Source organism: Bacillus sp. CCB-MMP212, from assembly GCF_022748145.1.
Lineage (GTDB): Bacteria > Bacillota > Bacilli > Bacillales > Bacillaceae_G > Bacillus_A > Bacillus_A cereus.
This window is the reverse complement of record NZ_JALDQE010000020.1, coordinates 26,548-50,114: the sequence shown is the minus strand read 5'-3', so window position 1 is coordinate 50,114 and position 23,567 is coordinate 26,548. Positions and strand designations below refer to the sequence as shown.

Below are 23,567 nucleotides of genomic sequence, written 5' to 3'. Positions count from 1 at the left end.
AACCGAAATTCATCTCCCACCTACCGTTGGGCTACGCCCTTCACACGCTTGAGGAAGGAGAATTCTTTCCGGAAATTCGTTAAATTATAGTATAGATATAAAAATAAAGAAACTGGAACTTTTGGAAATCGAAAGAAATTCAGACGTGTCTAAAATATAATAAAATTATATATATGCATAAATGCATTTAAATTCTTCCATGATAATGTTATAATAGAATTAACCAAGAAGTATCCAACAAATTATGATTAATCACTACACTTTCTTTCAGAATAAGTCAACATATAAAAAGACACTATGCATACTATAGTGTCTTTTTATATGTTCTAATATTAATTGAACGCCTCCCACCTACTCACTGGACTGTGCCCCTTCACACTCCTTGAGAAAGAAGTCTTCTTAGCTAAAATGATAAAAAACACAAACAATCTTATTATTTATTTCCGAAATATTATGTTAACAAAGAAGGTAAAGGGTTTGTTGTTTCCATTCCTAAAAATCCTAATTTTTAAATAAAAAAAGAAAAACACTCCCAAGAGTGCTTTTCTTTTTAATAAATATCATCTATACTGTTTTTACTAGGAGTTGATTTTAGAATATGACCTCCTAGGCTTAGGTAATGCTTTTTATTTAATAAACCGCAAAATTGGCTGATTTTGTGGTTTATTTTTATGGGCGATAAAATTTAACATGGCCACCATCACGATCAAACCAACCTCTAAATGCCCAGTTAATCCATCCGCCATCACCTTTATTCGTGAATTCCCCATCCTCAAATACCCAAATTCCAAAAGTGATTCCATCATATACTGTTGTTCCGAAGAATTTAACACCGTTAAAACGATCCTCATAGTTTTGGTTTAAGTTAAAAACCATAACATTATAACGTTGACCTGCAGAATAAAATGTTGATTCCATTACACCTTTTACAAATCCTGAACGATTAGTTTGACTATTAATAGCATTCCTAATCAAATTAGCGATACCTAATACATCTATACTTACATCTAAATTTGCACTAGCTTTCGCTGCATTTGGTAACTTAGACTCTACAAAATTAGTAGGTAATTCAGTAGATAAGTTAGTAGGAATATTAGTTTTAGCAGGAGAGACCTCAGCTGCACTTGCATCTGTTGGTGCGAACGCTCCCAATCCTCCTAAACCGATAGTTCCAGCTAAAGCAATGTTCACTAACTTTTTCATTTTTTTCATAAAAAAACCTCCTTTAAATTTTTATAAGGTATTCACCCTTACACCTCAAAGTATATATTTCTTATACAGAAGAGGCAAACGATTTTATTGAAAAGTTTTTAAAGTTTTAATAGTCCGAAATTTAATAAATATACAAATAAAACTATTTTAAATGCATATAAGGGATAAAATATAAAAGATATATACATTTATAGGAATAAAAAACCATTAACTGAATTTTTTGTAAATAAATGAAAAAACTTTTGTTTTAGTGTCTTAGATTCTTGTGCAAGAAATACTTGTATTGTGTACAACGAGGTAGAGCCGCATCGCTATTAAGCTAAAATATTATAGTATCCACAGAAAAAATCAATTTTCCAGACAAATAAGAGTTATATAATATTGTAAATAAAAACATATCATCAACTCTAATAGAATAGAGCTTTTAATTTATTAATTAAAGAGAATTTTATTTTCGTACAGCTACGTACAACGATTCTTTCTAAAATAAAAATACATCACTATTTAATAGTGATGTATTTTTATTTTAGATATTAGAATAGGAATACGGACGAATTACTAAGGAAAAGGTCACTGCATAATATTTCCATAATAGAGCATTTAAATCCTAACTTCTCAATTTTATCTACACTTTCTTATCTGCCAACGAAACATTAGATACAATTATCAATCCATTTCCCTTTTAGGCTCTACCAACATGATGTGGGATTCCTTTTCAGTGAAAGGTTTATGCTCAACGCCTCTCGGGACAATAAACATCTCGCCCTTAGAAATTTTCACCTGTCCATCACGAAAATCGATGAACATCTCCCCTTCAAGCACAATAAATAGCTTATCCGTATTAGGATGCTCATGCCATATAAAATCTCCATTAGCTTTAAAAAGCTGAATTTGATCATCATTCATTTCACCAATCACTCGTGGATACCAATAATCGTTAATTTTAGATAACTCGTCATTTAGTTTAATAGGTTGGTAATGGATAATAATCCCTCCTCATATTTAACTTCCACTATATTACAATAATCTAAGTAAAAAAGTCGTCATTATGCTTAAAAAGAAAATGCTCCGGCCAGAACTTTTCATTCAGATAGTACAAAGGAGTGATTTCAATGAAAGTTCTTGCAATCCAATGTTTCCTTTAATTCTCCATAAGTATAGAACAGTGATTTTCAAATAAGAATGGACCCCTGTTGACATTAGTATGGATTATTGATAAACTTCTCGCGATATTTAGTAGGCGAAATGCCAACTCGCTTCTTGAAAACTCTACTAAAATAAAAAGGGTCTGCGATTCCAACAGCCTGCGCAATTTGTTGTACAGGCACACCACTTGTACATAACATTTTTTGAGCCATCTTTATACGATAGTTCAATACATATTCTGCTGCCCCCATACCTGCATGCTTTCTAAACACGTAAGAAAGACGATTTCGATTAATATTATTTTGTTCTGTAAGCGTATGCATTGTAATATCTTTATAATATTATTTATGAACATAACTAGATATTCTTTCGAATAAAGTATGCGACTCATAGTTGTTTTCTCTATTGACAACACTTAATAAAGCTTCATTCAACGCTTCGCGAAACAGCATTTCGGTCTGAAACATCGAAATGCCTCCACGCTGATTATACACACCCCAAAGACGCATAAGTATTTCTACAAGACGAGGAGATTGTCCTGTTAATAATTCAAAATGCTGATGAGTAAAGCCAGAGTCTTCTCGTTCTGAATTACTTATCCGATATAAAACGAGAATATATTCCCAGTTTATTTCACCAAGCATTTTATGAGCTAATGTCATTTTAGCACCCCCATGTATAACTTTTCCTGGGGAAAGGGTATACGGCGTACCATTAAATTGAAATTGCGTCTTCCCTGTAAGCGGAAATACAAATCCTGGGAAATAATCTGTAGACTCAGCACAAGGCACACCTGGATTTTTAGCATAACGATATACTCCTTCTACTCGGAAAGGAGTATTGGCAAGATACTCTGCTAACTCATTCACGTCTAGCTTCACAATGCACGCCTCATTTTAATTAAATTCATTTCCGCAAAATAACATGTAAAAAGTAAAAAAGAACACTTTTTTACTTTTTCTAGCTTCCCAGCACAAATTTGAAAAAGATTTCAAGCTATCCTTCACTATCTTTAAATTTTTCTCTTAAATTCTTCTCAGAGATAACCCTATTATGTTCCATCTTATTATAAGTTTGAAATAAAATTTATGTATATTAAAATTATACTAAGTTTAACCAATAAGCATCCAAGTTTCTTTGATTAATCACTACATTTTCTTTAGAGCTATATCCACATATAAAAAGACACTATACAGTGTCTTTTTATATGCTTTGTTCCTTTAATCAATAGTAGTTTCCTAATGTAGATAGGCTCCCGTAGATTTCATAAACGCCCTCCTCTATATATTAAGGGGCACTACCTTGTGGTAATTATACATATATTTGTAATATTCTGCATATTTTTTATAAACCACCTAAATATTTACAATTATCAGAAGAGTGTTATATTGATAGTAATCTATTAAACATTAAAAGTTTAATAGCAAAAAATAAAGGGGGATATAAAATATGATGAAATCTAAAATCAAGAAAGCTATAGGAGGGATTGCTTTAGCAACTGCTTTAGTTACATCCGCATTACCTGTCAGCGCAGCTACTGAATATGTATGGGTTAGAGATGCATATCCAGGATATGATAATTATGTTTTTGATAGCGCAAAGCAACGAGTTCAAATTTGGTCTGGAAATAATTATTTTTATGTAGATTGTGATTTTGTTGAATATGGTAAATGTTTTGTGAAAAAATAAATAGAAATAGAAATCAAGAAAATGCCAACTTTTTTGGCATTTTCTTGATTTCTATTTCTATTTCTATTATGTGGGTCACCATACATGCCCATCAGCTTAAGAAAAATAAACGCCCTAAAACGAAAAAAATGAGCTGACTTCTCAAAGTAACTGCCTGTAAAGAAAAGAAATTTTCGTTTAGGGGGTACTTCAAAACCTCAGCTTGATAGCGATGTGGCGGGACCCCTTTTAAGGTAGGAATTCCAAATTTATATTTTTTAATATTCGAATGATTTAAAAACAGTCTGATCTATGCTAAAATGAATATGATATGAAAGATTGCTGATATATTTGCTATTGTAAAAGTAGTATTGATGGAATTATGTTGGTTCAAGTTAAAGCAAAAGACATCTATTAAGGTGTCTTTTGCTTTAATGTAATTTACTAAGAATAATGAATCTACTTAACTAATTGCTGTTGGATTTCCTTAATTAACAGTTTAGCACCTTCAGGACTAAGAACGATTTGAGCATTTGCTAATGATATATTTTTTTCTGAAATATCACCAGTTATTGCACAAGCATCATAAGATTTGTATTTTTGTAAAATGATTTTTCATCTTATACAAATATTTCCATAGGATCTTTTTCTACAATTCCTAATGTTCTTCTTAACTCTTTCGGAAGAACAATTCGTCCTAATTCATCTACTCTTCGTGTAACACCTGTTGCTTTCATCTTATCCACCCTTTTTATTTTTTATAAATTTTCATATTTCTAGCTATTAATCTCCTATGAACAAGCAGATTAAATTATGTTTGCTTGGTATCATCTGCATTTAATAGTACAATTATATATCTAAAAAGGGTTTACTAGTAGTAATTTGACTGATTGTATTGAAAGTAGCCTTTATGTAGAAATAAGTAGATTATCTAGATTAGGTAATTTTTGTTGTATAAAATCAAAATGTAAAAATATAAATTGTGTGATGAACACATTTTTCTTTCTTACTACCATACAGAAATTGTCCCCCTAGCTCTTGCTAGGGATTTTTCTATGTATATTATTAAATTGCATCATAAAAATACACACGTTGTAATAGTTACCTAATTACATATGAAGATGTGCTAAAAATGAATTAGACAGAATTAACAAAAGTAGTAGCGGAAAAAATAGAACTTACACCAAAAGAGGTAGTTGCAGCAACACAGGCTGTATTAGATACGATAATAAATGCGTTAGGCTAATAAAGAAAAAGTACAGATACTAGGATTGGGTACATTTGAAGTGTGTGAAAGATTTGCACGTGCAGGACGTAACCCATAAACAGGTGAAGGAATACAAATCGCTGCTTCAAAAGAACCTACATTTGAATCTGGAAAAGAATTAAATGAGACAGTGAAATAAATGTACATAGTGAAAAGGATTTGATATTTTTATCACCCTTTTTTTAATAGCCTTTTTGTTCATAAAACAAAAAAGTATCAACCAAAACATATATTGGATGATACCCCTTCGTTTATAAACATATTATTTCTAAGTACACATCATGCAAAATTTATATAAATAATTTAGATTCCCCAAATAATGTAACCAACTTGTATCACAATAAACATTTTTCATCAAAAAAAGACCTGCATAAATGCAAGTCAAATATAAATTATGGACTTTCTCTATATAAAGTCACAGAAAAATTTTCATATCAATTATGCGTCTGGTGATGGAAATCTTGCAGCTTCAAAATGCGTACTATTTTCTACATTAGAAATAACTCCAGCTACACTACTTTGTGCAAAAATCTCAACTATATCCCCTGCATTTAATTGAATGATTGATGAAACAGCAACAACATTAGCAAAGTTTATTGGACCAAAAAAATCATTATCTATTGCAATTGCCGGATTTCCATTAACTCGAATTTCTACCCGCGCTCTATAATTTGTGTTTAGATTATTGGGAATGAACGCAATAGTCCCAATAACAGAATAAACACCTCTTGTCTTTGGAATAAAAATTGATGTAGCTGGATTATACTCATTCGCTAAATCAAATTGTTCATTTTGAAATAAGACCTTAACAAATGTATTTGCTGGTAAATTTTGATTAACTGTGCTCACAGCTCTAAAAGCAGATGCTCTTACAAGATTATATTGGTTATCATCAGAACAACAATTTACTTTTACATTAACCCAAGGTTTCTCCTCATGCTTTTTATCACATTTTTCATAACCCTTACTGCTTCTATGACAATCGTGATATTTCTTTTTGTAATCCTTACAATGATTACAGTAGTAATAAGACATACTAAATTCCTCCTTTTAATTTATTACTACATGCTATGTAAGATAGATTAGTAAAGTTTGGACAATCTGTTACTAATTTTAATAGAATTAAAATTAGGCCTATCAAAAAATAGGTCAGTGAAACAATATAACATGTAAAGCAGAAAAACTTCATTTGAACCTATCTATATCAACACTACAAAATGCTAGAATTCCATTTCTGTTACTTTAAAACCAAGCTCATGTTATACCCAAATCCATAGTTATCAGCTCAATTTCACTTTTTCCTCTGTTGAACTCCCCCCACTTTCACTTCGTTTAGAAGTGAGGGATTCCTAAGTAAAGAGTTCTATCGAACTCTAATTGATTAGGCTAACCCCGCAGTCCTTGCGGTTAGAAGCCTTATCGCTTCATTCTTTAGATTGATACTTGCGTTAATATCCCTATCATGATGTGTACAACAAGAAGGACAGTCCCATTCACGTAGGTTTAGATTTTTAACGTCTTTATTTTGATATCCACAACAAGAACATAATTGGCTAGAAGCAAATGTTTTCGATACGACAATGACTTGTTTGCCATACCATTTTGCTTTGTATTCTAACATGGATCGAAATTGTAACCAAGATACCTCACTAATTGCTTTAGCTAACTTATGATTCTTTAACATATTCGATACTTGCAAATCCTCTATACCGATAACATCGTGGTTTTTGATGATTTCAGTTGAAATTTTGTCCAAGTAATCTTTTCTAGCATTTGATATGTATTCATGAATTCTAGCTACCTTTACTCGTTGTTTATTCCAGCGAGAAGATCCTTTCATTCTTCTAGAAAGAACACGCTGTGCTTTCGCCAACTTATCTTCTAATAATCGGAAAAACTTCGGATTTTCATAGTGTGTTCCATCTGACAAAATAGCGAAATCTTTTAGTCCTACATCTATTCCAATGTAAGAATGTGTTTTCGGAAGTTCTTGTATTTCTGTTTCAACTAATAGTGACACAAAATATCTACCAGAAGGGTTCTGTCTAACTGTAGCATTTACAATACGCCCCTCTACTTCGCGACTTTTGGCAAATCGAACAAGGCCTAGTTTCGGCAACTTTATTTTGTTCCCTACAACAGCAATGTTTTCATTTGTTTGTTTTGTGGTATAAGATTGTACGTTGTTCTTCTTAGATTTAAAGCGCGTATAAGCATCCGCAAGGTTGCGAACAGACGACTGAATCGCAATACTATCCACTTCTTTTAGCCAAACAAGCTCTTTCTTCATGGCAGGTAGTTTGGCAGAGCATGTACTATAGGTCAAGCCTTTTCCTGTCTCTTTGTATGCGTGATCCCATAAGGATAGGAAATGATTGAATACAAAGCGAGAACACCCAATCGTTTTGTTGATTAGAATTGCTTGTGCTTGATTTGGATAGATACGAAACTTATAGGCTTTATTAATCATTATTTAATTCACCTCCATTTTGATATATGACTATTATACACCAAACGTACATTCGATAGATAATGGAGTAACACTTTCTGTATGTTGAACAATTAAGATGGCTTCCATCCATCCCTCGTTCAAAGCCAATTCATCTACCACCTACTCACTGGGCTGTGGCCCTTCACGCTCCTTGAGGAAGGAGTCTTCTTGGCTAAAATGATAAAATGGATCACGTTTCATCATTAGCTGTTGTATACAAATGAATCTTTTACCGTATCATTCTCTCGATGCTTCATCTCAATAATTTTCAGCTGATCTTCATGTTCGTTCCATTTGTTTAGAATGTATCTTATGATTTTTATTGTCCCCCCACATTTTAAGAAAAAGAACAATGCTCCCAACTTAAGCCTGTTCTTCTTGATTTTTCATCCGAACGCACAATACTTTATAGTTTTTCAGCTCCTTCACAACAAGTCTACGCATCTTTTTTTCATCGATATTCTCAAAAATGACAACTGATCCATATGATACGGTTCTTCTCCATTCGATATCCTTACTTAAATAGTTCTCCCGTTTCTTGGTCATGTTATATTTATACATCCAGATTGTCATCTTTAGAATAAGCAGTTAGTATTTGCTAGCTGCCCTTTTATAAGAATCTAGTTATACTTAAGATTCTTATAATGCAGAAATTCCTATCTTATAAATTAAGCTCGTCACTTGAATTATAAAGATGAGATTACAGACTATTGCATATTCCATATCTGAAAGAAGTGCTCTGCTTTACTGAAAGTGTGTATAAAAAGAATCACCTTTTTATTTATGACAAAATAAATTTTTTATATAAAGGACACACAATTAAATAAACATAACTACATATGATATATTGTATCCTCTCTTTTTAGATTGTATAGTCGTTACAAAAGGGCACTTTTCTAAGTGCTCTTCTAATTACTTACCAAATAGTGTTTTTTTTAAATAATGACTACAGAACAATTGGACACATTCCCCAATTTATTTATCCCAAAATCCATGTTAAAATCCCTTTTGAGTACGACATAACTCCCCTCCCAGTAAAGCACTGTAACATTTCATTCAGGGCTTCTTTTTTCATCAAGCCATTAATTAATTGCACTGACCACCTTGACGTACAAAGTGACGGTCTTGTTCAATTTATTTAATTTTATATATAATAATAATTAAATTCAATTGCACTATTAAAATTCCTAACAGTTATTATTATGGAATCCACAATTGCAATAACTTTACTTCTAACATAGTAATACTTCTCGCTTTTTAATACCTTGGAACGCATATTGGAGTTGCTTCAATTTATGATAATGATTTTGTTTCAAAATTGCACCACCATTAAAAACATATATACAATATCTTGTGCAACTTTTTTATATAAATCTTGATCATAGACTACTTTGAAAGCGCTTGTTTTATTTAAAAGCTACACAAAATTGAAAGAAATACACATACAATGTCGTGTATTCTTTTTCAATGCATGTTTAGATAAAAGAACACTCTCCAGGGTGCTCTTTCATTTTTAAAAAGATTTTGTTTAAAGTATAAAAATAAAAACATATTTAGTTAAACCACTCATATACTTTTATAGTGTTGTTATTGGCATCATGGAGTGCCCTTTAGGCACTCCTATTTTTATGCTTACTAAATAACTACTTTGTTAAAATGAACACTTTATATTTTATAATTAAAATTTATAGACATAAATACAACCTTTAATCATTTTCTTTAGAGTTATATCAATATAAAAAAGCAATGTATATTATCTTTTCTTTATGCAGAAGTAAGCAAAAAAACTTTATAAAAGAACACAAGTTTATATAAAGTAAGAACAAACGTCATTTTATTTTAGATAGGAATTGCACTCCCATAGCAACGGCATTGACTTCAGCCGTATTTCAGAAAAGTCTATTCCTTTTATCACTTCAATCAAAAAAAGCCACATTCTAATGCGTGACTATACAATAGAAGAATATCCGTTTGTTTTACTAGAACATATTGAAGCGGTTTAGTATCGGCTTAGAAGATAAATTCGTTAGCTAATCAAAAGTAATGATTAACGAAGAAGTCCCCACTTCAAACCGTCCGCTAGGACATTAAGTGGCGGGTAGTTCACGGAAGCATTATCTACTCAAATGTCCATTTTATTCAACAAAAAGAAAGCACCTGCGCCAGTAGACTCTCTTAATATGATAAGTAGTTTTCAATAAGCATTGAAATAAAATAAGTTGCAAACCTGTACTTCGATTCAATATATGCTTGTCCTTCCCAAAAAGTGAAAACAAAAGAGCGCACTCTTCCAATAAGTGCTCTCTCTTGAAAAAATATAGGGGAACATGTTGGAAACCGTTCAGTATCATTATATGATGATTCTCCCCAACTATAACTAATATATCCATTGAAAGCGTTTAATCTGTAGTTTTTATATAACAATGAAAAAAGCATCCATTATGAATACTTTCCTTATCTATACCCGCACAACTCTTTAGACATACAAAACCTAAAAAGAGTCTTATGAAACACATAATGTAATTTAGGTATTTTGTTTAGCTGATTGAGATACCGTCTGTTTACTGTTTTCTTTTCTCTTTTTCGCACTTCAATTATAATCAGTTAATATGCATTCTGTCCTATTGTAATTGCATAAAGCTAAGAAATCCGAAAAGGCCTCAAGACTTTTTGAAAAAACGCTCTGAAGTCATATGATTTTTTCTTTTTTATTAGTAAAAGTCGGTTGTACCCCCACTACCTATCGACTCAGAGGTAAGACATAAATATTCCTCATTCCCCTTAACTTTTACATATGTTTCATCAAATCTTTAGGAATTGCTTGTGCTTGATTTGGATAGATACGAAACTTATAGGCTTTATTCATTATCATTTGATTCACCTCCATTTCGTTGTATGACCATTACACACAGAACGTATATTCGATTGATAGTGAAGTAACACTTTATGTATGACGAACAATTAAGATGGCTCCTTACCATCCCTTGTTCGAAGCCAATTCAACTCCCACCTACTCACTTCGCGTTCCTTGAGGAAGGAGTCTTCTTGGCTAAAATGATAAATCAATATTTGCTTACTTTATTTTTTGCATATAAAAGGTTAAGGAGTTGCATATATTCATCTTCTTGTCCAATATCAAATCGTTTCCCTTTAATCATTTTTCCATATACTTTTTTAGTCATAATTAAAGAATGTATCGCATCTGTTAATTGATATTCCCCCCCAACACCAGGTTGAAGATTTTTTAATAATGGAAAGATATCCGGTGTGAAAACATATCTACCTATTACTGCAAGATTAGATGGAGGATTTACTTTTGGTTTTTCAACAATATTTGTAACATCTATACAATCCCCTTTTACAATATTCCCTGCAATAATACCATACTTTTCTACATATTCATTTGGTACCCTATGAATGCCTATTACACTATTTTTCTTCTCTTTATAAATTTTAATTAACTGGCTTAAAGCGGTTTCTTTATCAGAAACTATAATATCATCTGGTAAAAGTACAGCAAAAGGTTCATTACCAATAAATGTTTCACCTAATTTTATCGCTTCACCAAGCCCTTTCGCATATGGCTGTCTTATATAATGAATTTGAATCTTAGGGACAATAAGCTCTTTTAACAGATGCGATTTTTTCTCTTTTTCCAAAAAAGCTTCCAATTCTAATGATTGATCAAAGTAATCAACTATTAAATCCTTTCTGCTAGAAAGTACAATTAATATTTGCTCAACACCCGACTTCACAGCCTCTTCCACAATATAGTGAATTGCCGGTTTATTACCTATAGGAAACATTTCTTTTGGAATTACCTTTGTAATTGGAAGGCTCCTAGTGCCATAACCAGCTGCTGGAATAATTGCTTTTTTAATCACTAATCTTCTCTCCTTCAATTGTTTATAACAATGTATTCAGCACCCTCTGTACCTGCGCATAATGAAATTAAAAGAGGCCTTTACCTTCTGCCTACTTTCATTGCTTATATGAATAGGCCCTTTTACTTGTCACCAATTTAACTTGTCCATCAATATACTGTTACAACTAGTACTAAGTTTAGAAAGGTGATTAGCATATGAAGATATGTATTATAGGCTCTGGTTATGTTGGTATTACATCAGCAGCAGTATTAGCAGACTTAGGTCATGATGTGATATGCGTAGATAAAGCTCAAGATAAAATTTACTCTCTCCAAAAGGGAGAATGCCCCATTTATGAACCAGATTTAAAAGAACTTATTCATAAAAATCGAAAACGATTACAATTTAGTTGTGATATTGATAGCACTATTCGACAATCATCCATTATTTTTATTGCTGTAGGGACTCCTTCTACATCAAGTGGAAAGACGGATTTAAAATATATCTATTCTGTTATCGATCTACTAGTTCCAGCTATAACATCTTATAAAACTATTATTACCAAAAGTACAGTTCCACCAGGTACAAATCAGCAAATATGTGAAAAGCTTATTAAATCTGGTGTTTCATCATCCCTATTCAATATTGTTTCTAATCCTGAATTTCTTCGTGAAGGTTCTGCTGTTCGTGATATGCTCCACCCAGATAGAACTATTATAGGAACCCAAAAAGGTGACAAAAAGTCGTTAAAAATTATGCAGAATATATATAAAGGAATTAGTGCTCCTTTTGTTTGTACTGGTCTAAATGAAGCAGAGATGATTAAATATACATCCAATGCATTTTTAGCTACAAAAATATCATTTATAAATGAAATCGCTCGGATTTGTGATGCATATAACATTGACATTGTTGAGGTGGCAAAAGGAATTGGCCATGACTTTCGAATTAACCCTCATTTTCTTCAGGCGGGACTGGGATATGGAGGATCATGCTTCCCAAAAGATTTACATTCACTTATCTATACAGCAAGTGATAAACACGTAGCGGTTCCTATTTTACAAGCTGTACAATCCATTAACTCCACACAAATAGATCTCTATGTTGAAAAGATTCAAAAAGCTATAAAAAATCCCTTTTCAAAAAAAATAACGGTGTTAGGAATTGCATTTAAGCCAAATACGGATGATATTCGTAGCTCCCTTGCCGTAATACTTCTTGAAAAATTAATTCCTCATGGCTATGATCTACATGCTTATGACCCCAAAGCTCTTCTTCCTCCACATTTAAAAAAACAAGTTACACAGCATGATAACCTAGAAACTTCAATCACAAATTCCGATTGCATTATTATCGCAACGGAATGGGATGAATTTAAAACACTTAATTGGAAACAAGTCAAACAAGTTATGAAGGGACGCACAATCGTAGATGGACGCAATTGCATTGAAAAAGATGAAATAGAAAAATACGGATTACAATATATTGGAGTGGGTCGGTCATGAAAATACTTGTAACAGGAGCCGCTGGTTTCATTGGCTCACATTTGTGTCAAGCGTTACTTAAAAATAGTGCATATCATGTAGTTGGAATTGATCATTTCATCGGTCCTACTCCAGCCACTTTAAAGACAGATAATATACAATCTCTCGAATTGAATTCACGTTTTCAATTCATACAAGAAGATATTTTAAATATAGATTTATCAAAACTATTACAAGATATAGATGTTGTTTATCATCTAGCTGCTATTCCTGGTGTGAGAACAAGTTGGGGAAAAGATTTTCAGTCTTATGTTTCAAATAATATAATAGTTACACAGCAGTTGCTTGAATCCTGTAAACACATAAAATTAGATAAATTTATTCATATATCAACATCTTCTGTTTACGGTGAAAAATCTGGCGCAGTTTCTGAAGATTTATTACCTACCCCCCTATCTCCATACGGTGTTACCAAATTAAGTGGTGAACACTTATGTCATGTTTATCACAAAAATTTTCATATACCAATTGTTATTTTAAGGTATTTCACAGTTTATGGGCCAAGACAACGTCCTGATATGGCATTTCATAGATTAATTAAACAACTTTTAGAAGATAAACCTCTCACAATATTTGGTGATGGAACACAAACACGCGATTTCACCTATATTGATGACTGTATACGAGGAACGGTGGCAGCTTTAGAGACCCAAAAAAGTATAATAGGTGAAGTTATCAATATCGGTGGAAAGGAACAGGCTTCCATTTTAGACATCATTTCTATTTTAGAAAAAATATCAGGGAAATCAGCAACCAAAAAATTTCTAAAATCAGTTCCTGGGGAACCGAAGCAAACATGGGCAGATATATCTAAGGCCAATACATTACTGCAATATTCTCCAACAGTTTCTCTATCCGATGGGTTGGAAGCAGAATTTCATTATATAAAACAACTATACAAAGGAGATTAGTTTATGAAAATTGCATATATTTGTACAGAAAAATTACCATCTCCAGCAATTAAAGGTGGAGCAATTCAAATGATGATTGATGGGGTGTCCCCCTATATAAGTCAAGATTATGAACTTACTATTTTCTCTATTTCAGATCCAAGTCTTCCAAATCAAAAAACACAAGATAATGTCAATTACGTGTATTTACCTCAAAAAGAATATGAACAGCATGTTATAAGAACACTCCAAACCAATGCCTTTGATATTATACATGTCTTTAATCGCCCTAAAAATATACCTCTATATAAACAAGCTTCCCCACACAGTAAATTTGTATTAGGTCTTCATAACGATATGTTTGCTGAGCATAAACTATCCATTTATGAAGGCAATCTTATTCTTGAAATGGTTACCGCCATTGTGACCGTTAGCAACTATATTAAACAAACTGTGATTGAAAGATTTCCACAAGCTGAAGAAAAGATTTCTATTGTTTACTCTGGTGTAAATTTAAAACAATCCCCCTCCATCTGGACACCAACAGGACAAAAGATAAGAAATGCATATCGTACAAAATACGGTATCCAAGATAAAAAGGTAATTTTATTTGTTGGCCGATTATGCAAAAATAAAGGACCTGACTTACTCATTCATGCTATGAAGAAAATTATTCAAACACATAAGGATACGGTACTTGTAATTGTTGGTGGTAAATGGTTTAGTGATAACCGAGTAAATAAATATGTTAAAAGACTATATAAAATGGCTAGGCCAATTAAAGAACACGTAATTTTCACCAAATTTATTCCTGCAGATCAAATTCATAATATTTTTCTAATGGGGGATATATTTATATGTAGCTCACAATGGAACGAACCATTGGCACGTGTTCATTATGAAGCAATGGCTGCTGGAATCCCAATTATTACAACAAACCGTGGGGGAAATGCTGAAGTTATAACAGATGAATATAACGGCTGCCTAATAGAACAGTATAATAATCCAATGGAGTTTGTGAGACTTGTCTACGCTTTGCTATCCCAACGAGAATTTGCACAATGGATTGCTGAAAACGGAAGAAAGGTTGTAGAAGAAAACTTTACATTTAAACATACAGCCACAAAACTTGATCAGGTATATAAACAAGTCGCTGAATCTACAAATCAACCTTCTAAAAACTTATTACGCCCTCTCAAAATTCAAATCATTTAAACTACCATTATTATCCACTTTGTTTAGGGCCACAAAATTTAAACATAGAGCTAAATAGAATTAAATATTTTTGATACAAATACAATTTTCTTTCCGTACAAAATTTTTTATAGGATAAACTCGATGGAGTAAAAATGCTGCGCTAATCTTTTCCCCATTTCTTTAACCAGATGATTTAATATAACAAGGAAACAATTAAATACAAAATGACTAAAAATAATTGTTCTCGCAAATAAGATTTTTTATCCTTGATTCGGCCAAATGCAAATTTGTATACCTTATCGATTGATATGGATTGCCTCTCATTTCCTTGTGAAATTTCTCTACTATAAAATAAAAATATAGGCTAATGCCTACCTAGGGTCAACCTATTCCTATATTTAAAGGTTCACATTTTCACCTATTATATATGTAGAGAGCAAAAAACGCTTGGGGAAACCAAGCGTTTTTAAGTATCAATTATTTTATGCGTCTTCTTCTTCGCCCTCCTCGTCTTCTTCGTCTTCTTCGTCTTCTTCGTCTTCTTCGTCTTCTTCGTCTTCTTCGTCTTCTTCCTCGTCTTCGTCTTCTTCCTCGTCTTCGTCTTCTTCGTCTTCTTCGTCGTCTTCGTCTTCTTCGTCTTCTTCTTCTTCTTCTTCTTCTTCTTCTTCCTCTTCTTCTTCTTCTTCTTCTTCTTCTTCTTCTTCTTCGTCTTCTTCCTCTTCTTCGTCTTCTTCCTCTTCTTCGTCTTCTTCGTCTTCTTCCTCGTCTTCGTCTTCTTCCTCTTCTTCGTCTTCGTCTTCTTCCTCTTCTTCCTCTTCTTCCTCTTCTTCCTCTTCTTCGTCTTTTTCGTCCTCTTCTTCGTCTGTAAAAGTAATTTCTGTTTCATCAACATATTGAATTTCAACCTCTACACCATTATGCGTGCCTGATTGTATTACTTCAGCTAGAGATTTTAGAACTTCTTGTAAATCATCACCAGGATTAACACTAAAGCCATTCTCAACATCTAGTTTTATTTTTGCTCTTTTCACATCAGCCATTTACCTAACTCCTTTCATATAGATTTATATATACTATGTTGAAAGAGTATAAAAAGATTAATATATTTGCGGAAGTTTCATTAATCGTTCTACTTAGCATTATTTACCAATTTTGATACCCATGGACCTTTTAATGGATAATCAGGAGTAATAATAGTGACTTTTATTTTTGGCTTTTCTATTTGCGTTAAAACGATCTCATTTAATTCCTCACTTTGTTCTTCCAGCTCTATTACATCTTGAATCTCTTTATCTTGTACGTCATCAATCATTGTAGTTTTTGGTGGTAACTTCTCTTCTAAATCTAGCAATCCGATTTTGGGCAACTCCTCTAATTCCACTTCCTTAATAATCGCTAAATTCTCTAGCACCGAAGATTCATTTAGTACAATATTTTTTTGCTGCTCATACTCTGACAATTCCCATCCCATTGGCCCAGGTGGAGAAAATACAAATTTCTCTAAATCTAAAATAGGGATTACTATCTCTTCTTGTTCTGAACTCATTTTATTTCCCCCCACTATTGCTCTTGATTTCATGATAAATATCAGAAAAATCCCGTAAAAATTCTTCCTTAGAATCTTCAAGTGCAATAATATTTTGCAATGCCCAAATATACTTTTCGTCAGACCACGAACGCTTTTGTCCTAAATAGTATTTATGTGCAATTGAACAGAATAAGTGAGGAAACGATAAATCAGTCCAAAGAACACGAAATTGTTTTTCTGAAAAGGAATTTTCCGAATTATATGCACTCAACATATGAATAGCTAAATTAGTATCCCAAACTGACATTTTTTTCATTACTTTATTTAGAATAATACGTAGGTCCCTCACTGGTAAATCACTTGTAATAGAATGTAGCTCTTTCATAAACATAGCATCATCTATTTCTGTAAACCTCGCTAAGGTAAAATCTTGCTGACAAAAACTATTAGATGCAATAACTTCTTTTGTCCATTGGTCATAATATGGATCATTTAGTTCTTGTAGTGCTTTCTTTCCACGTGCTAACATCTTATCAACATACTCTAAAAACATAGTTGAAAATACATCATCTGGAAAGGAAAGTGCAATTCTTTTGTTTCCTTCTAACTCTTGTAATTTCCATCTATATAATTTATGCCATTTTCCTAATCTACTCCGAATTTTACTTTCTTTCATCGGAATATATCCTTCCGATGCTTGATGGAATTTACCTGCATATAATAGTACCTTCTCTAATTGTTCTTTATTATAATAAATGACTTCTTTCCCTTGATGCTTATCATATAGTACATACGCATACTCATTAGATCCAATACAAAAGCCCCCTCTTTTTGTTTTATGAATTTTTGTAATTGGCAATCCATTTTGAAGGAGATGTAAATGTGCTCCAGCAATAAATAGCATCCTTTTTGGGTGCATTTGTGCTTGTTTTAATATTTTTAATCCTTCTTCTGTTTCAACTTCCCACATTGTTCTCCCACTTCTGCTTGATTGTAATAAAATATTACTTATTTCAAATGGATAAAAGCTAAGGACCTTTTTTAAATGTTCACTCTCTAATCCAGTTGTTTCTTCCACCTTTAATCATCCCCTTCTTAAAATTTATAAGATTTCCCCATACACTTTCATTAAATCCTTAGCAACTCGGTTCCAATTAAATTCTTTTTCAACCTTACTACGTCCATATTTCCCTAACTGTTTTCTTTTATTTTCGTTATTTAAAAGATTAATTATCTTTTCTGCATATGCATCAGGGTTTTCAAAGTCATTGACAATATATCCATTTTTTCCTTCTTCAATTACTTCAGGATTACCACCTCGGTTACTCGTAATTATTGGTAAACCTGCTGCCATTGCTTCATAATGCACCCTAGCAAGGGGCTCTTGCCACTGTGAAGAGCAAACAAAAATATCTGACATAGCATAAAGTGTTGAAATGTCCTTTGGCTTAACAAATTTAATAAAGACTACATGTTCTGGAAACATAGCGCCTAAGGTATATAAGTGTTTTACATAATTATTTACATTGTTATCTCCAAACCATTTTGAACCAATAAAAACCATTACAATGTCTGGATTTTCCTCAATTATTTTAGGAAGAGCTTGTAGCAAAATATGAGGACCTTTTACTTTACTCAAGCGTCCGACAAATAAAACTATTTTTTTATTTTGTAAATCCAACTGTTTTTGCACATGACTTTTAACTTTTGTTCCATTCACTGTCCACGAAGGATAGTACTCATTTACATCTACACCAGAATATACTGTTCTCGTCTTTGCTTTTGCAGCTTGAAAGCGCGAGGTAATTGTTCTTCCTATATAATCACTAACTGTTACAATTTTTGAAACAGCTGCAATACATGCTTCTCCCTCTTCATCACTTATCTTTTCATATGCAAACATTTCATTATGCACACTTAACACAAATTTCGTCTGTGGTGCTGCCTCACTTAAAATTGTAATCCAATTTGGACGATTGCATAAATGTACTACATCATATTTTTCCTGTTTCAAATGTTTAATAACATAATGGAGATATTCCTCTTCTGGAAACCGTATATACCTTACGCCTTTGTTTTTTTCTTCTGGTTTCAAATTTGGATCTGTTATAGAAATAACTGTCACATTTTTTCCATTTGAAGCAATAATGGAAGCAACAGAATCTATATAAATTTGAATAGCTCCACCTCGTACAGCTGGTACAGGTAGCTTTTCAGTCGAAATTATAGCTATTTTCATTAAAACGCCTCCCTGTTTCATAAAAATACAACCTTCTTCATATGTTACGAAAAAAACTTTGTGTTTGTGATTTATCGACCATTTTTTCATCCTTTATTATGAAAATTAGTCAATAGTACTTTTTCTTCTTAAAGGCAAATGGCTAGAACAAAAATGGTCATGTACCATACAGTAATAAGAGAGCATAAAAGGATGGTGATATATGTGGAGAATAACAATGAAGAAGCGGTGTATACATTATCGCCCGAAGAGGAACAAAAACTAGTAGAATTGGCAGCGACAATGATCCAGCATTGGGATATTCAAGCAACTACAATCGAATTAATACAAGGTGGACAACTGGCCTTAGTATGGAAAATTCAAACTGCAGATGGACCATTTTGCTTAAAGAGAATTCATCGCCCCGAAAAAAAAGCTCTATTTTCCATTCACGCTCAAGATTATCTAGCCAACAAAGGCATGCGTGTTCCAAGCATAATTCCAAGCAAATTGAATCAGTTGTATACAAAACACGGTCCATTTTTATTTGTTGTTTATGATTGGATTGAGGGAAGACCATTTGAGCTTACAATGCAAGAAGATCTTGAAATGATTATGAAAGGGTTAGCAGATTTCCATGTAGCCTCTATTGGCTATAAGCCCCCACCAGGAATACCTATATTTACCAAACTAGGACGTTGGCCCAATCATTACATTAAAAGATTTCAACAGATGGAGATTTGGAAAACTTTATCTGCAACTATGCCAGATGATCCATTTTCACAGCTATACTTGGCCGAAATTGATACGTTTATTTTAGAAGCAAAACAAACGCACCAAAGACTATTGGAATCTGAATATACTAAATGGACTGATGAATTACAAACATCCCCAAATTTATGTCATCAAGATTATGGAACAGGAAATTCCTTATTAGACCCAAGTAATCAAATTTGGGTAATTGATTTAGATACGGTTTCTTACGATTTACCTATTCGAGACTTGCGTAAAATGATTATTCCTCTATTAGATACAACTGGTGTTTGGAATGAAAACCAATTTAAAATTATGATTAACGCATATGAGTCAGTTTCTCCTTTAACAGCTGAGCAGAAGAAAATTATGTTTATTGATATGTTATTTCCATACGAATTGTATGATGTAATTCGCGAAAGATATGTTAGAAAGTCGCCTTTACTTGCTGATGAACTTGCTGGGGCTATGGAATATGAAAGGATTAAGTCAAAAGCTTTAAATATATTAATAGAGGAACTTTAATACGCAATACTAAGAGTTCTAGTGTAAAAATTACCATTATTATTAATAAAGAAAATAGTTTTATTGCATGCATCATTTTATAGTGACATAGAACTTATAAAGACGGTTCTGGTGCAAAAAGAAAATAAAGCGCATAGATTCCTAACGTTGTTCTTAACTCTTTCGGAAGAACAATCCACCCTAATTCATCTATTCTTCGTGTAACACCTGTTGACTTCATGTTAATACCATCCTTTTATTTTTAGTTACTACTCACATATGAACAAGCGGATTAAATGATGTTTTTCCGGTATCATCTGCATGCAATACTACAATTAAGCCTTTGTGTAACACATGGAACCAAATCACGCTATAAGCATTAGCGGACATTAAAAACGGCGAAAATGACTAAAATTATATAGATTTTTGGGTACACAAATGATTTTTGACCGCACGCTTCTCATTTTTTGATTTCAGAATGTCCTATAAGTATCATTAGCGGACATCATAACACTCAAAATCGGTCTTTTATATCCACTAATATATGAAATGAATATTTGCTAATACTTAATGTAAGTTTTGGTTCCGTTGCTACACAGACAACTATATCCTATCTAATGACTGGGGTTGCAATGTCTAACACTAAAAGTATAACATCTGTTTATATTGTTTTAGTGATTTTATTTCCTCGTATTTCCAAGACTTTAACTTATTGGAGAACTTATCTATTTACGAAAACATCGCTCTTCCACTTTCCCTTCAAGGTGTCTCATCACGAAATATTGGATCAAAAGTAGAAAAAGTAGCTGATATGTTAGGCATCTCAACAATACTTCAAAAGTATCCATCTGAAGTATCTGGTGGACAGAAGCAACGTTCAGCAGCAGCACGTGCGTTAGTGCATGAGCCAGCAATTATTTTAGGGGATGAGCCAACAGGAGCGCTTGATTCTAAAAACGCAACAAGTTTACTTGATGCTATGACAAGCTTAAATAAAGAGCAAGGTGTATCAATTATGATGATTACGCATGATCCTTACAGCGCAAGTTACTGTCAGCGTATTTTATTTATTCAAGATGGTGAGTTATATAAAGAAATTCATCGTGGTGGTACCCATGAAGAATTCTATAAAGAAATTTTAGACGTGCTTGCAAACTTAGGCACACAAAAAGCGTAAGGAATGAAGTTCAATCATGTTATTTAAACTTTCCATGTCAGGGCTAAAAAGTAAGTTACAAGATTATACTGTATTACTTTTGGGTCTTATTATATCTATTTCAATTTTTTATATGTTCCAAACCCTAGCGCAAAATAAAGCATTTCTTGAATCTAATACACAGATGCCTGCTATTGTATTTGCATTTCAAATTGGTTCCGTTTTACTAGCAATCATAACGTTCTTCTATATTTTATATGCAATTTCTTTCTTATTATCCCTTCGCCAAAAAGAGTTTGGGATGTATATGATGTTAGGAGCAAAAAAGCATAAAGTTACACTACTAATGTTTATTGAAACAATCGTATTAGGCTTAGCGTCTCTTGTGATTGGAATTACAATTAGTGTGGGACTTGCAGAAGGTATCGGTCAGTTATTGATGAAACAGTTGGAGTTGTCTGGTGAGGATTATCAAGCATTTTATATTCCATCTATGACTGTTACTTGCATCTTCTTTTTTGCCTTATTTGTACTATCAGCCATCATGAATAGTATGAAATTGTCACGTATTTCTGTTTTGCAACTTGTACATGCAGATGCACAAACAGAGCGTGTCGCAGTAAAAGGTAAAATGACAGCTGTAGTTGCATTCCTTGGTTTGATTTTACTAGGTATTGGTTATGCATCACTGATCTATATATCACAGCTACAGGGAGATGATAGACTGACCACTCCTAAATTCATGGCTATTGGATTAATCGCAGCAACAGTTGGTACTTATATGTTATTTGGATCTCTTCTCCCCGTTATGATTAAAAAGGTAAAGAGTAATAAAAAACATAGAGAAAAAGGGCTGAATGCCTTTACTTTTTCTCAATTAAACTTCCGTATTAACAGCCTAATCAATGTGCTGGCAACGGTAGCAATCTTAATAGCTCTTGGAGCTGGTGGAATTGCTTGTGGTATGGCATTTAAAAACGATGTTCTAATACAGACTGATAAAGGAACGATTTATGATTCGGTAGTTCATAATCCGACAGTGGAAGAAAAGAAATTGTTAGACGGTATTCCATTTAAAGAGAAACTTGAATACCGCTACAAGGTGGATGATAGATATGTTTATTATATGAAAGAAGAGCTAGAGAATAATCGTCCTTTATTAAAAGATAGAAAAGATGAAAAGACAATCAAAGTTTCAGAGAAAATTCCCATGAATGCATTTGCATTGTCAAGACAATGGGGTAAAGATGATGGAAAACCAAAACAATGGAGCGATGCTTTCCAAACAATCCAACCAGAGTATATGTATCCGAATCATGAAGTGAAAATTGTCAATCAAAACATATATGATAATATGAAAGGTACAGAAAATAAGGTGTTTATTGGAAAAACAGATGATTTTGGATCATACATAAAAGAATGGAAAAAACTTGATGAGTTGCAGGTAGCGAAATATATGAATGTGAAAGCGGAAGAACTGGATAGTAAGTATCAAACATATAATATGAATCATGCTCTTGCCAGCGGACTAACGTTTATGGGCTTCTTCGTTGGAATTGCGTTCTTAGCAATGATGGCAAGTTGTCTGATGTTTAAAGTTCTGTCTGGTGCATCCAAAGACCTCACACGTTATCAAATGCTTCGTAAAATCGGTGTTCGCCGAGAGTTATTAACACAATCGATTTATAAAGAGTTATTCTTTGTATTCTTAGTCCCAGCAATTGTAGGTATTGTTCACATATTAGTTGGTATGAACATGTTCAGCCCTCTTTTAATTGATCCGTATTTCCGTATATGGTTACCACTTGTTATTTTTGTAGTTATTTACTTGACCTATTACTTCATTACGGTTCAATTATATAAAAAAATTGTACTTCCGAAAGAAGAGTAACGTAACTATGATTTATATGAAATGTCAATATCATCAGACTCCATGTATTGATCACTTTGAAGGAGGACAAAAAAGCTGGAAATAAGAAATGGACTCGCGCTATGGTTAAACAATTGGTTCTCGTGCAAAAAACTAAAATTGTATCATTTCTCTCAGAACAGATTATTTCAATAATCTGTTCTTTTTCGTTCGTAAAGACATGTGTAAGTAGGTTCATGCAAGGTCCTTCACTAAAG

The 23,567-nt window shown here is 32.8% G+C and carries 17 protein-coding genes and 6 pseudogenes; 9 read left to right on the top strand and 14 right to left on the bottom strand.

Features of this window, described 5'->3' with window-relative positions:
- Positions 1–669 precede the first annotated feature (669 nt).
- From MRP26_RS31180 to MRP26_RS29525, 3 genes and pseudogenes are all read right to left on the bottom strand, one after another.
- Positions 670–1,212, bottom strand: a complete 543-nt coding sequence (locus MRP26_RS31180; RefSeq protein ID WP_000738326.1) for a hypothetical protein — start codon at positions 1,210–1,212, stop codon at positions 670–672.
- A gap of 666 nt (positions 1,213–1,878) precedes the next feature.
- A complete protein-coding gene (locus tag MRP26_RS29530) occupies positions 1,879–2,118 on the bottom strand; it encodes a cupin domain-containing protein (protein WP_000997182.1) in 240 nt (79 codons plus the stop codon).
- A gap of 293 nt (positions 2,119–2,411) precedes the next feature.
- A pseudogene (locus MRP26_RS29525) lies at positions 2,412–3,239 on the bottom strand (AraC family transcriptional regulator).
- Positions 3,240–3,807: 568 nt separating this feature from the next.
- Here MRP26_RS29525 and MRP26_RS29520 point away from each other — a divergent pair.
- Positions 3,808–4,047, top strand: a complete 240-nt coding sequence (locus tag MRP26_RS29520; protein ID WP_197241641.1) for a transcriptional regulator — start codon at positions 3,808–3,810, stop codon at positions 4,045–4,047.
- Between the two features lie 438 nt (positions 4,048–4,485).
- Here the strand turns inward: MRP26_RS29520 and MRP26_RS29515 are convergent.
- Positions 4,486–4,763 (bottom strand): annotated as a pseudogene (locus MRP26_RS29515) (AbrB/MazE/SpoVT family DNA-binding domain-containing protein).
- Positions 4,764–5,197: 434 nt separating this feature from the next.
- Here MRP26_RS29515 and MRP26_RS29510 point away from each other — a divergent pair.
- Positions 5,198–5,432, top strand: a pseudogene (locus MRP26_RS29510) (HU family DNA-binding protein).
- A 299-nt stretch (positions 5,433–5,731) separates the two neighbouring features.
- On the opposite strand, the gene MRP26_RS29505 reads toward MRP26_RS29510, so the two are convergent.
- From MRP26_RS29505 to MRP26_RS29495, 3 genes are all read right to left on the bottom strand, one after another.
- The gene (locus tag MRP26_RS29505) at positions 5,732–6,328 is read right to left on the bottom strand and encodes an ABC transporter permease (RefSeq protein ID WP_044585220.1); all 597 of its coding nucleotides are present in this window, start codon (positions 6,326–6,328) and stop codon (positions 5,732–5,734) included.
- Positions 6,329–6,674: 346 nt separating this feature from the next.
- Entirely contained in the window at positions 6,675–7,763 is a 1,089-nt protein-coding gene (gene tnpB / locus MRP26_RS29500) for an IS200/IS605 family element RNA-guided endonuclease TnpB (RefSeq protein ID WP_242807401.1), read from the bottom strand.
- Between the two features lie 384 nt (positions 7,764–8,147).
- The gene (locus MRP26_RS29495) at positions 8,148–8,330 is read right to left on the bottom strand and encodes a hypothetical protein (RefSeq protein WP_133300474.1); all 183 of its coding nucleotides are present in this window, start codon (positions 8,328–8,330) and stop codon (positions 8,148–8,150) included.
- A gap of 1,301 nt (positions 8,331–9,631) precedes the next feature.
- On the opposite strand from MRP26_RS29495, the pseudogene MRP26_RS29490 reads away from it, so the two are divergent.
- Positions 9,632–9,784 (top strand): annotated as a pseudogene (locus MRP26_RS29490) (Y-family DNA polymerase); the annotation flags it as partial.
- Positions 9,785–10,572: 788 nt separating this feature from the next.
- Here MRP26_RS29490 and MRP26_RS29485 read toward each other — a convergent pair.
- Together MRP26_RS29485 and galU are read right to left on the bottom strand one after the other, a co-directional pair.
- Positions 10,573–10,656, bottom strand: coding sequence for a helix-turn-helix domain-containing protein (locus tag MRP26_RS29485; protein WP_346770930.1), 84 nt, complete (start codon positions 10,654–10,656; stop codon positions 10,573–10,575).
- 190 nt (positions 10,657–10,846) lie between these two features.
- Positions 10,847–11,668, bottom strand: coding sequence for a UTP--glucose-1-phosphate uridylyltransferase GalU (gene galU / locus MRP26_RS29480; protein ID WP_242807400.1), 822 nt, complete (start codon positions 11,666–11,668; stop codon positions 10,847–10,849).
- 197 nt (positions 11,669–11,865) lie between these two features.
- Between galU and MRP26_RS29475 the strand changes: the two genes are divergently transcribed.
- From MRP26_RS29475 to MRP26_RS29465, 3 genes are read left to right on the top strand one after another with little or no spacing between them, the layout of a single operon-like run.
- Positions 11,866–13,155, top strand: coding sequence for a UDP-glucose dehydrogenase family protein (locus tag MRP26_RS29475; RefSeq protein ID WP_242807399.1), 1,290 nt, complete (start codon positions 11,866–11,868; stop codon positions 13,153–13,155).
- Positions 13,152–14,105 carry an NAD-dependent epimerase/dehydratase family protein gene (locus MRP26_RS29470; protein ID WP_197241637.1) on the top strand — a complete coding sequence of 318 codons (954 nt, stop codon included), beginning with the start codon at positions 13,152–13,154 and terminating at the stop codon, positions 14,103–14,105. Before MRP26_RS29475 ends, MRP26_RS29470 begins: the two co-directional genes overlap by 4 nt.
- Before the next feature lie 3 nt (positions 14,106–14,108).
- Positions 14,109–15,299, top strand: a complete 1,191-nt coding sequence (locus MRP26_RS29465) for a glycosyltransferase family 4 protein (protein ID WP_197241635.1) — start codon at positions 14,109–14,111, stop codon at positions 15,297–15,299.
- A 464-nt stretch (positions 15,300–15,763) separates the two neighbouring features.
- Here MRP26_RS29465 and MRP26_RS29460 read toward each other — a convergent pair whose 3' ends face one another.
- The 4 genes from MRP26_RS29460 to MRP26_RS29445 all read right to left on the bottom strand — a co-directional run bounded on the left by MRP26_RS29460 (position 15,764) and on the right by MRP26_RS29445 (position 19,048).
- On the bottom strand, positions 15,764–16,321 hold the full coding sequence (locus MRP26_RS29460; RefSeq protein WP_242807398.1) for an AAA family ATPase: 558 nt from the start codon (positions 16,319–16,321) through the stop codon (positions 15,764–15,766).
- 89 nt (positions 16,322–16,410) lie between these two features.
- On the bottom strand, positions 16,411–16,827 hold the full coding sequence (locus MRP26_RS29455; RefSeq protein ID WP_197241633.1) for a hypothetical protein: 417 nt from the start codon (positions 16,825–16,827) through the stop codon (positions 16,411–16,413).
- A 1-nt stretch (position 16,828) separates the two neighbouring features.
- Entirely contained in the window at positions 16,829–17,887 is a 1,059-nt protein-coding gene (gene cotS, locus MRP26_RS29450; RefSeq protein WP_197241632.1) for a spore coat putative kinase CotS, read from the bottom strand.
- A 24-nt stretch (positions 17,888–17,911) separates the two neighbouring features.
- On the bottom strand, positions 17,912–19,048 hold the full coding sequence (locus tag MRP26_RS29445; RefSeq protein WP_086423102.1) for a glycosyltransferase family 4 protein: 1,137 nt from the start codon (positions 19,046–19,048) through the stop codon (positions 17,912–17,914).
- 153 nt (positions 19,049–19,201) lie between these two features.
- On the opposite strand from MRP26_RS29445, the gene MRP26_RS29440 reads away from it, so the two are divergent.
- Positions 19,202–20,305 carry a CotS family spore coat protein gene (locus MRP26_RS29440; RefSeq protein ID WP_044585215.1) on the top strand — a complete coding sequence of 368 codons (1,104 nt, stop codon included), beginning with the start codon at positions 19,202–19,204 and terminating at the stop codon, positions 20,303–20,305.
- Between the two features lie 136 nt (positions 20,306–20,441).
- Here MRP26_RS29440 and MRP26_RS29435 read toward each other — a convergent pair.
- Positions 20,442–20,525: pseudogene (locus MRP26_RS29435) on the bottom strand (sporulation protein); the annotation flags it as partial.
- A 450-nt stretch (positions 20,526–20,975) separates the two neighbouring features.
- Here MRP26_RS29435 and MRP26_RS29430 point away from each other — a divergent pair.
- Together MRP26_RS29430 and MRP26_RS29425 are read left to right on the top strand one after the other, a co-directional pair.
- A pseudogene (locus tag MRP26_RS29430) lies at positions 20,976–21,461 on the top strand (ABC transporter ATP-binding protein); the annotation flags it as partial.
- 16 nt (positions 21,462–21,477) lie between these two features.
- A complete protein-coding gene (locus MRP26_RS29425; protein ID WP_242807397.1) occupies positions 21,478–23,331 on the top strand; it encodes an FtsX-like permease family protein in 1,854 nt (617 codons plus the stop codon).
- The last annotated feature ends 236 nt before the right edge of the window (positions 23,332–23,567 follow it).

Coding starts and splice junctions, on each gene's coding strand:
- MRP26_RS31180 (WP_000738326.1), bottom strand. CDS start 1,212: ATGAAAAAAATGAAAAAGTTAGTGAACATTGCTTTAGCTGGAACTATC.
- MRP26_RS29530 (WP_000997182.1), bottom strand. CDS start 2,118: ATGAATGATGATCAAATTCAGCTTTTTAAAGCTAATGGAGATTTTATA.
- MRP26_RS29520 (WP_197241641.1), top strand. CDS start 3,808: ATGATGAAATCTAAAATCAAGAAAGCTATAGGAGGGATTGCTTTAGCA.
- MRP26_RS29505 (WP_044585220.1), bottom strand. CDS start 6,328: ATGTCTTATTACTACTGTAATCATTGTAAGGATTACAAAAAGAAATAT.
- tnpB (WP_242807401.1), bottom strand. CDS start 7,763: ATGATTAATAAAGCCTATAAGTTTCGTATCTATCCAAATCAAGCACAA.
- MRP26_RS29495 (WP_133300474.1), bottom strand. CDS start 8,330: ATGACCAAGAAACGGGAGAACTATTTAAGTAAGGATATCGAATGGAGA.
- MRP26_RS29485 (WP_346770930.1), bottom strand. CDS start 10,656: ATGATAATGAATAAAGCCTATAAGTTTCGTATCTATCCAAATCAAGCA.
- MRP26_RS29475 (WP_242807399.1), top strand. CDS start 11,866: ATGAAGATATGTATTATAGGCTCTGGTTATGTTGGTATTACATCAGCA.
- MRP26_RS29470 (WP_197241637.1), top strand. CDS start 13,152: ATGAAAATACTTGTAACAGGAGCCGCTGGTTTCATTGGCTCACATTTG.
- MRP26_RS29465 (WP_197241635.1), top strand. CDS start 14,109: ATGAAAATTGCATATATTTGTACAGAAAAATTACCATCTCCAGCAATT.
- MRP26_RS29460 (WP_242807398.1), bottom strand. CDS start 16,321: ATGGCTGATGTGAAAAGAGCAAAAATAAAACTAGATGTTGAGAATGGC.
- MRP26_RS29455 (WP_197241633.1), bottom strand. CDS start 16,827: ATGAGTTCAGAACAAGAAGAGATAGTAATCCCTATTTTAGATTTAGAG.
- MRP26_RS29445 (WP_086423102.1), bottom strand. CDS start 19,048: ATGAAAATAGCTATAATTTCGACTGAAAAGCTACCTGTACCAGCTGTA.
- MRP26_RS29440 (WP_044585215.1), top strand. CDS start 19,202: ATGGTCATGTACCATACAGTAATAAGAGAGCATAAAAGGATGGTGATA.
- MRP26_RS29425 (WP_242807397.1), top strand. CDS start 21,478: ATGTTATTTAAACTTTCCATGTCAGGGCTAAAAAGTAAGTTACAAGAT.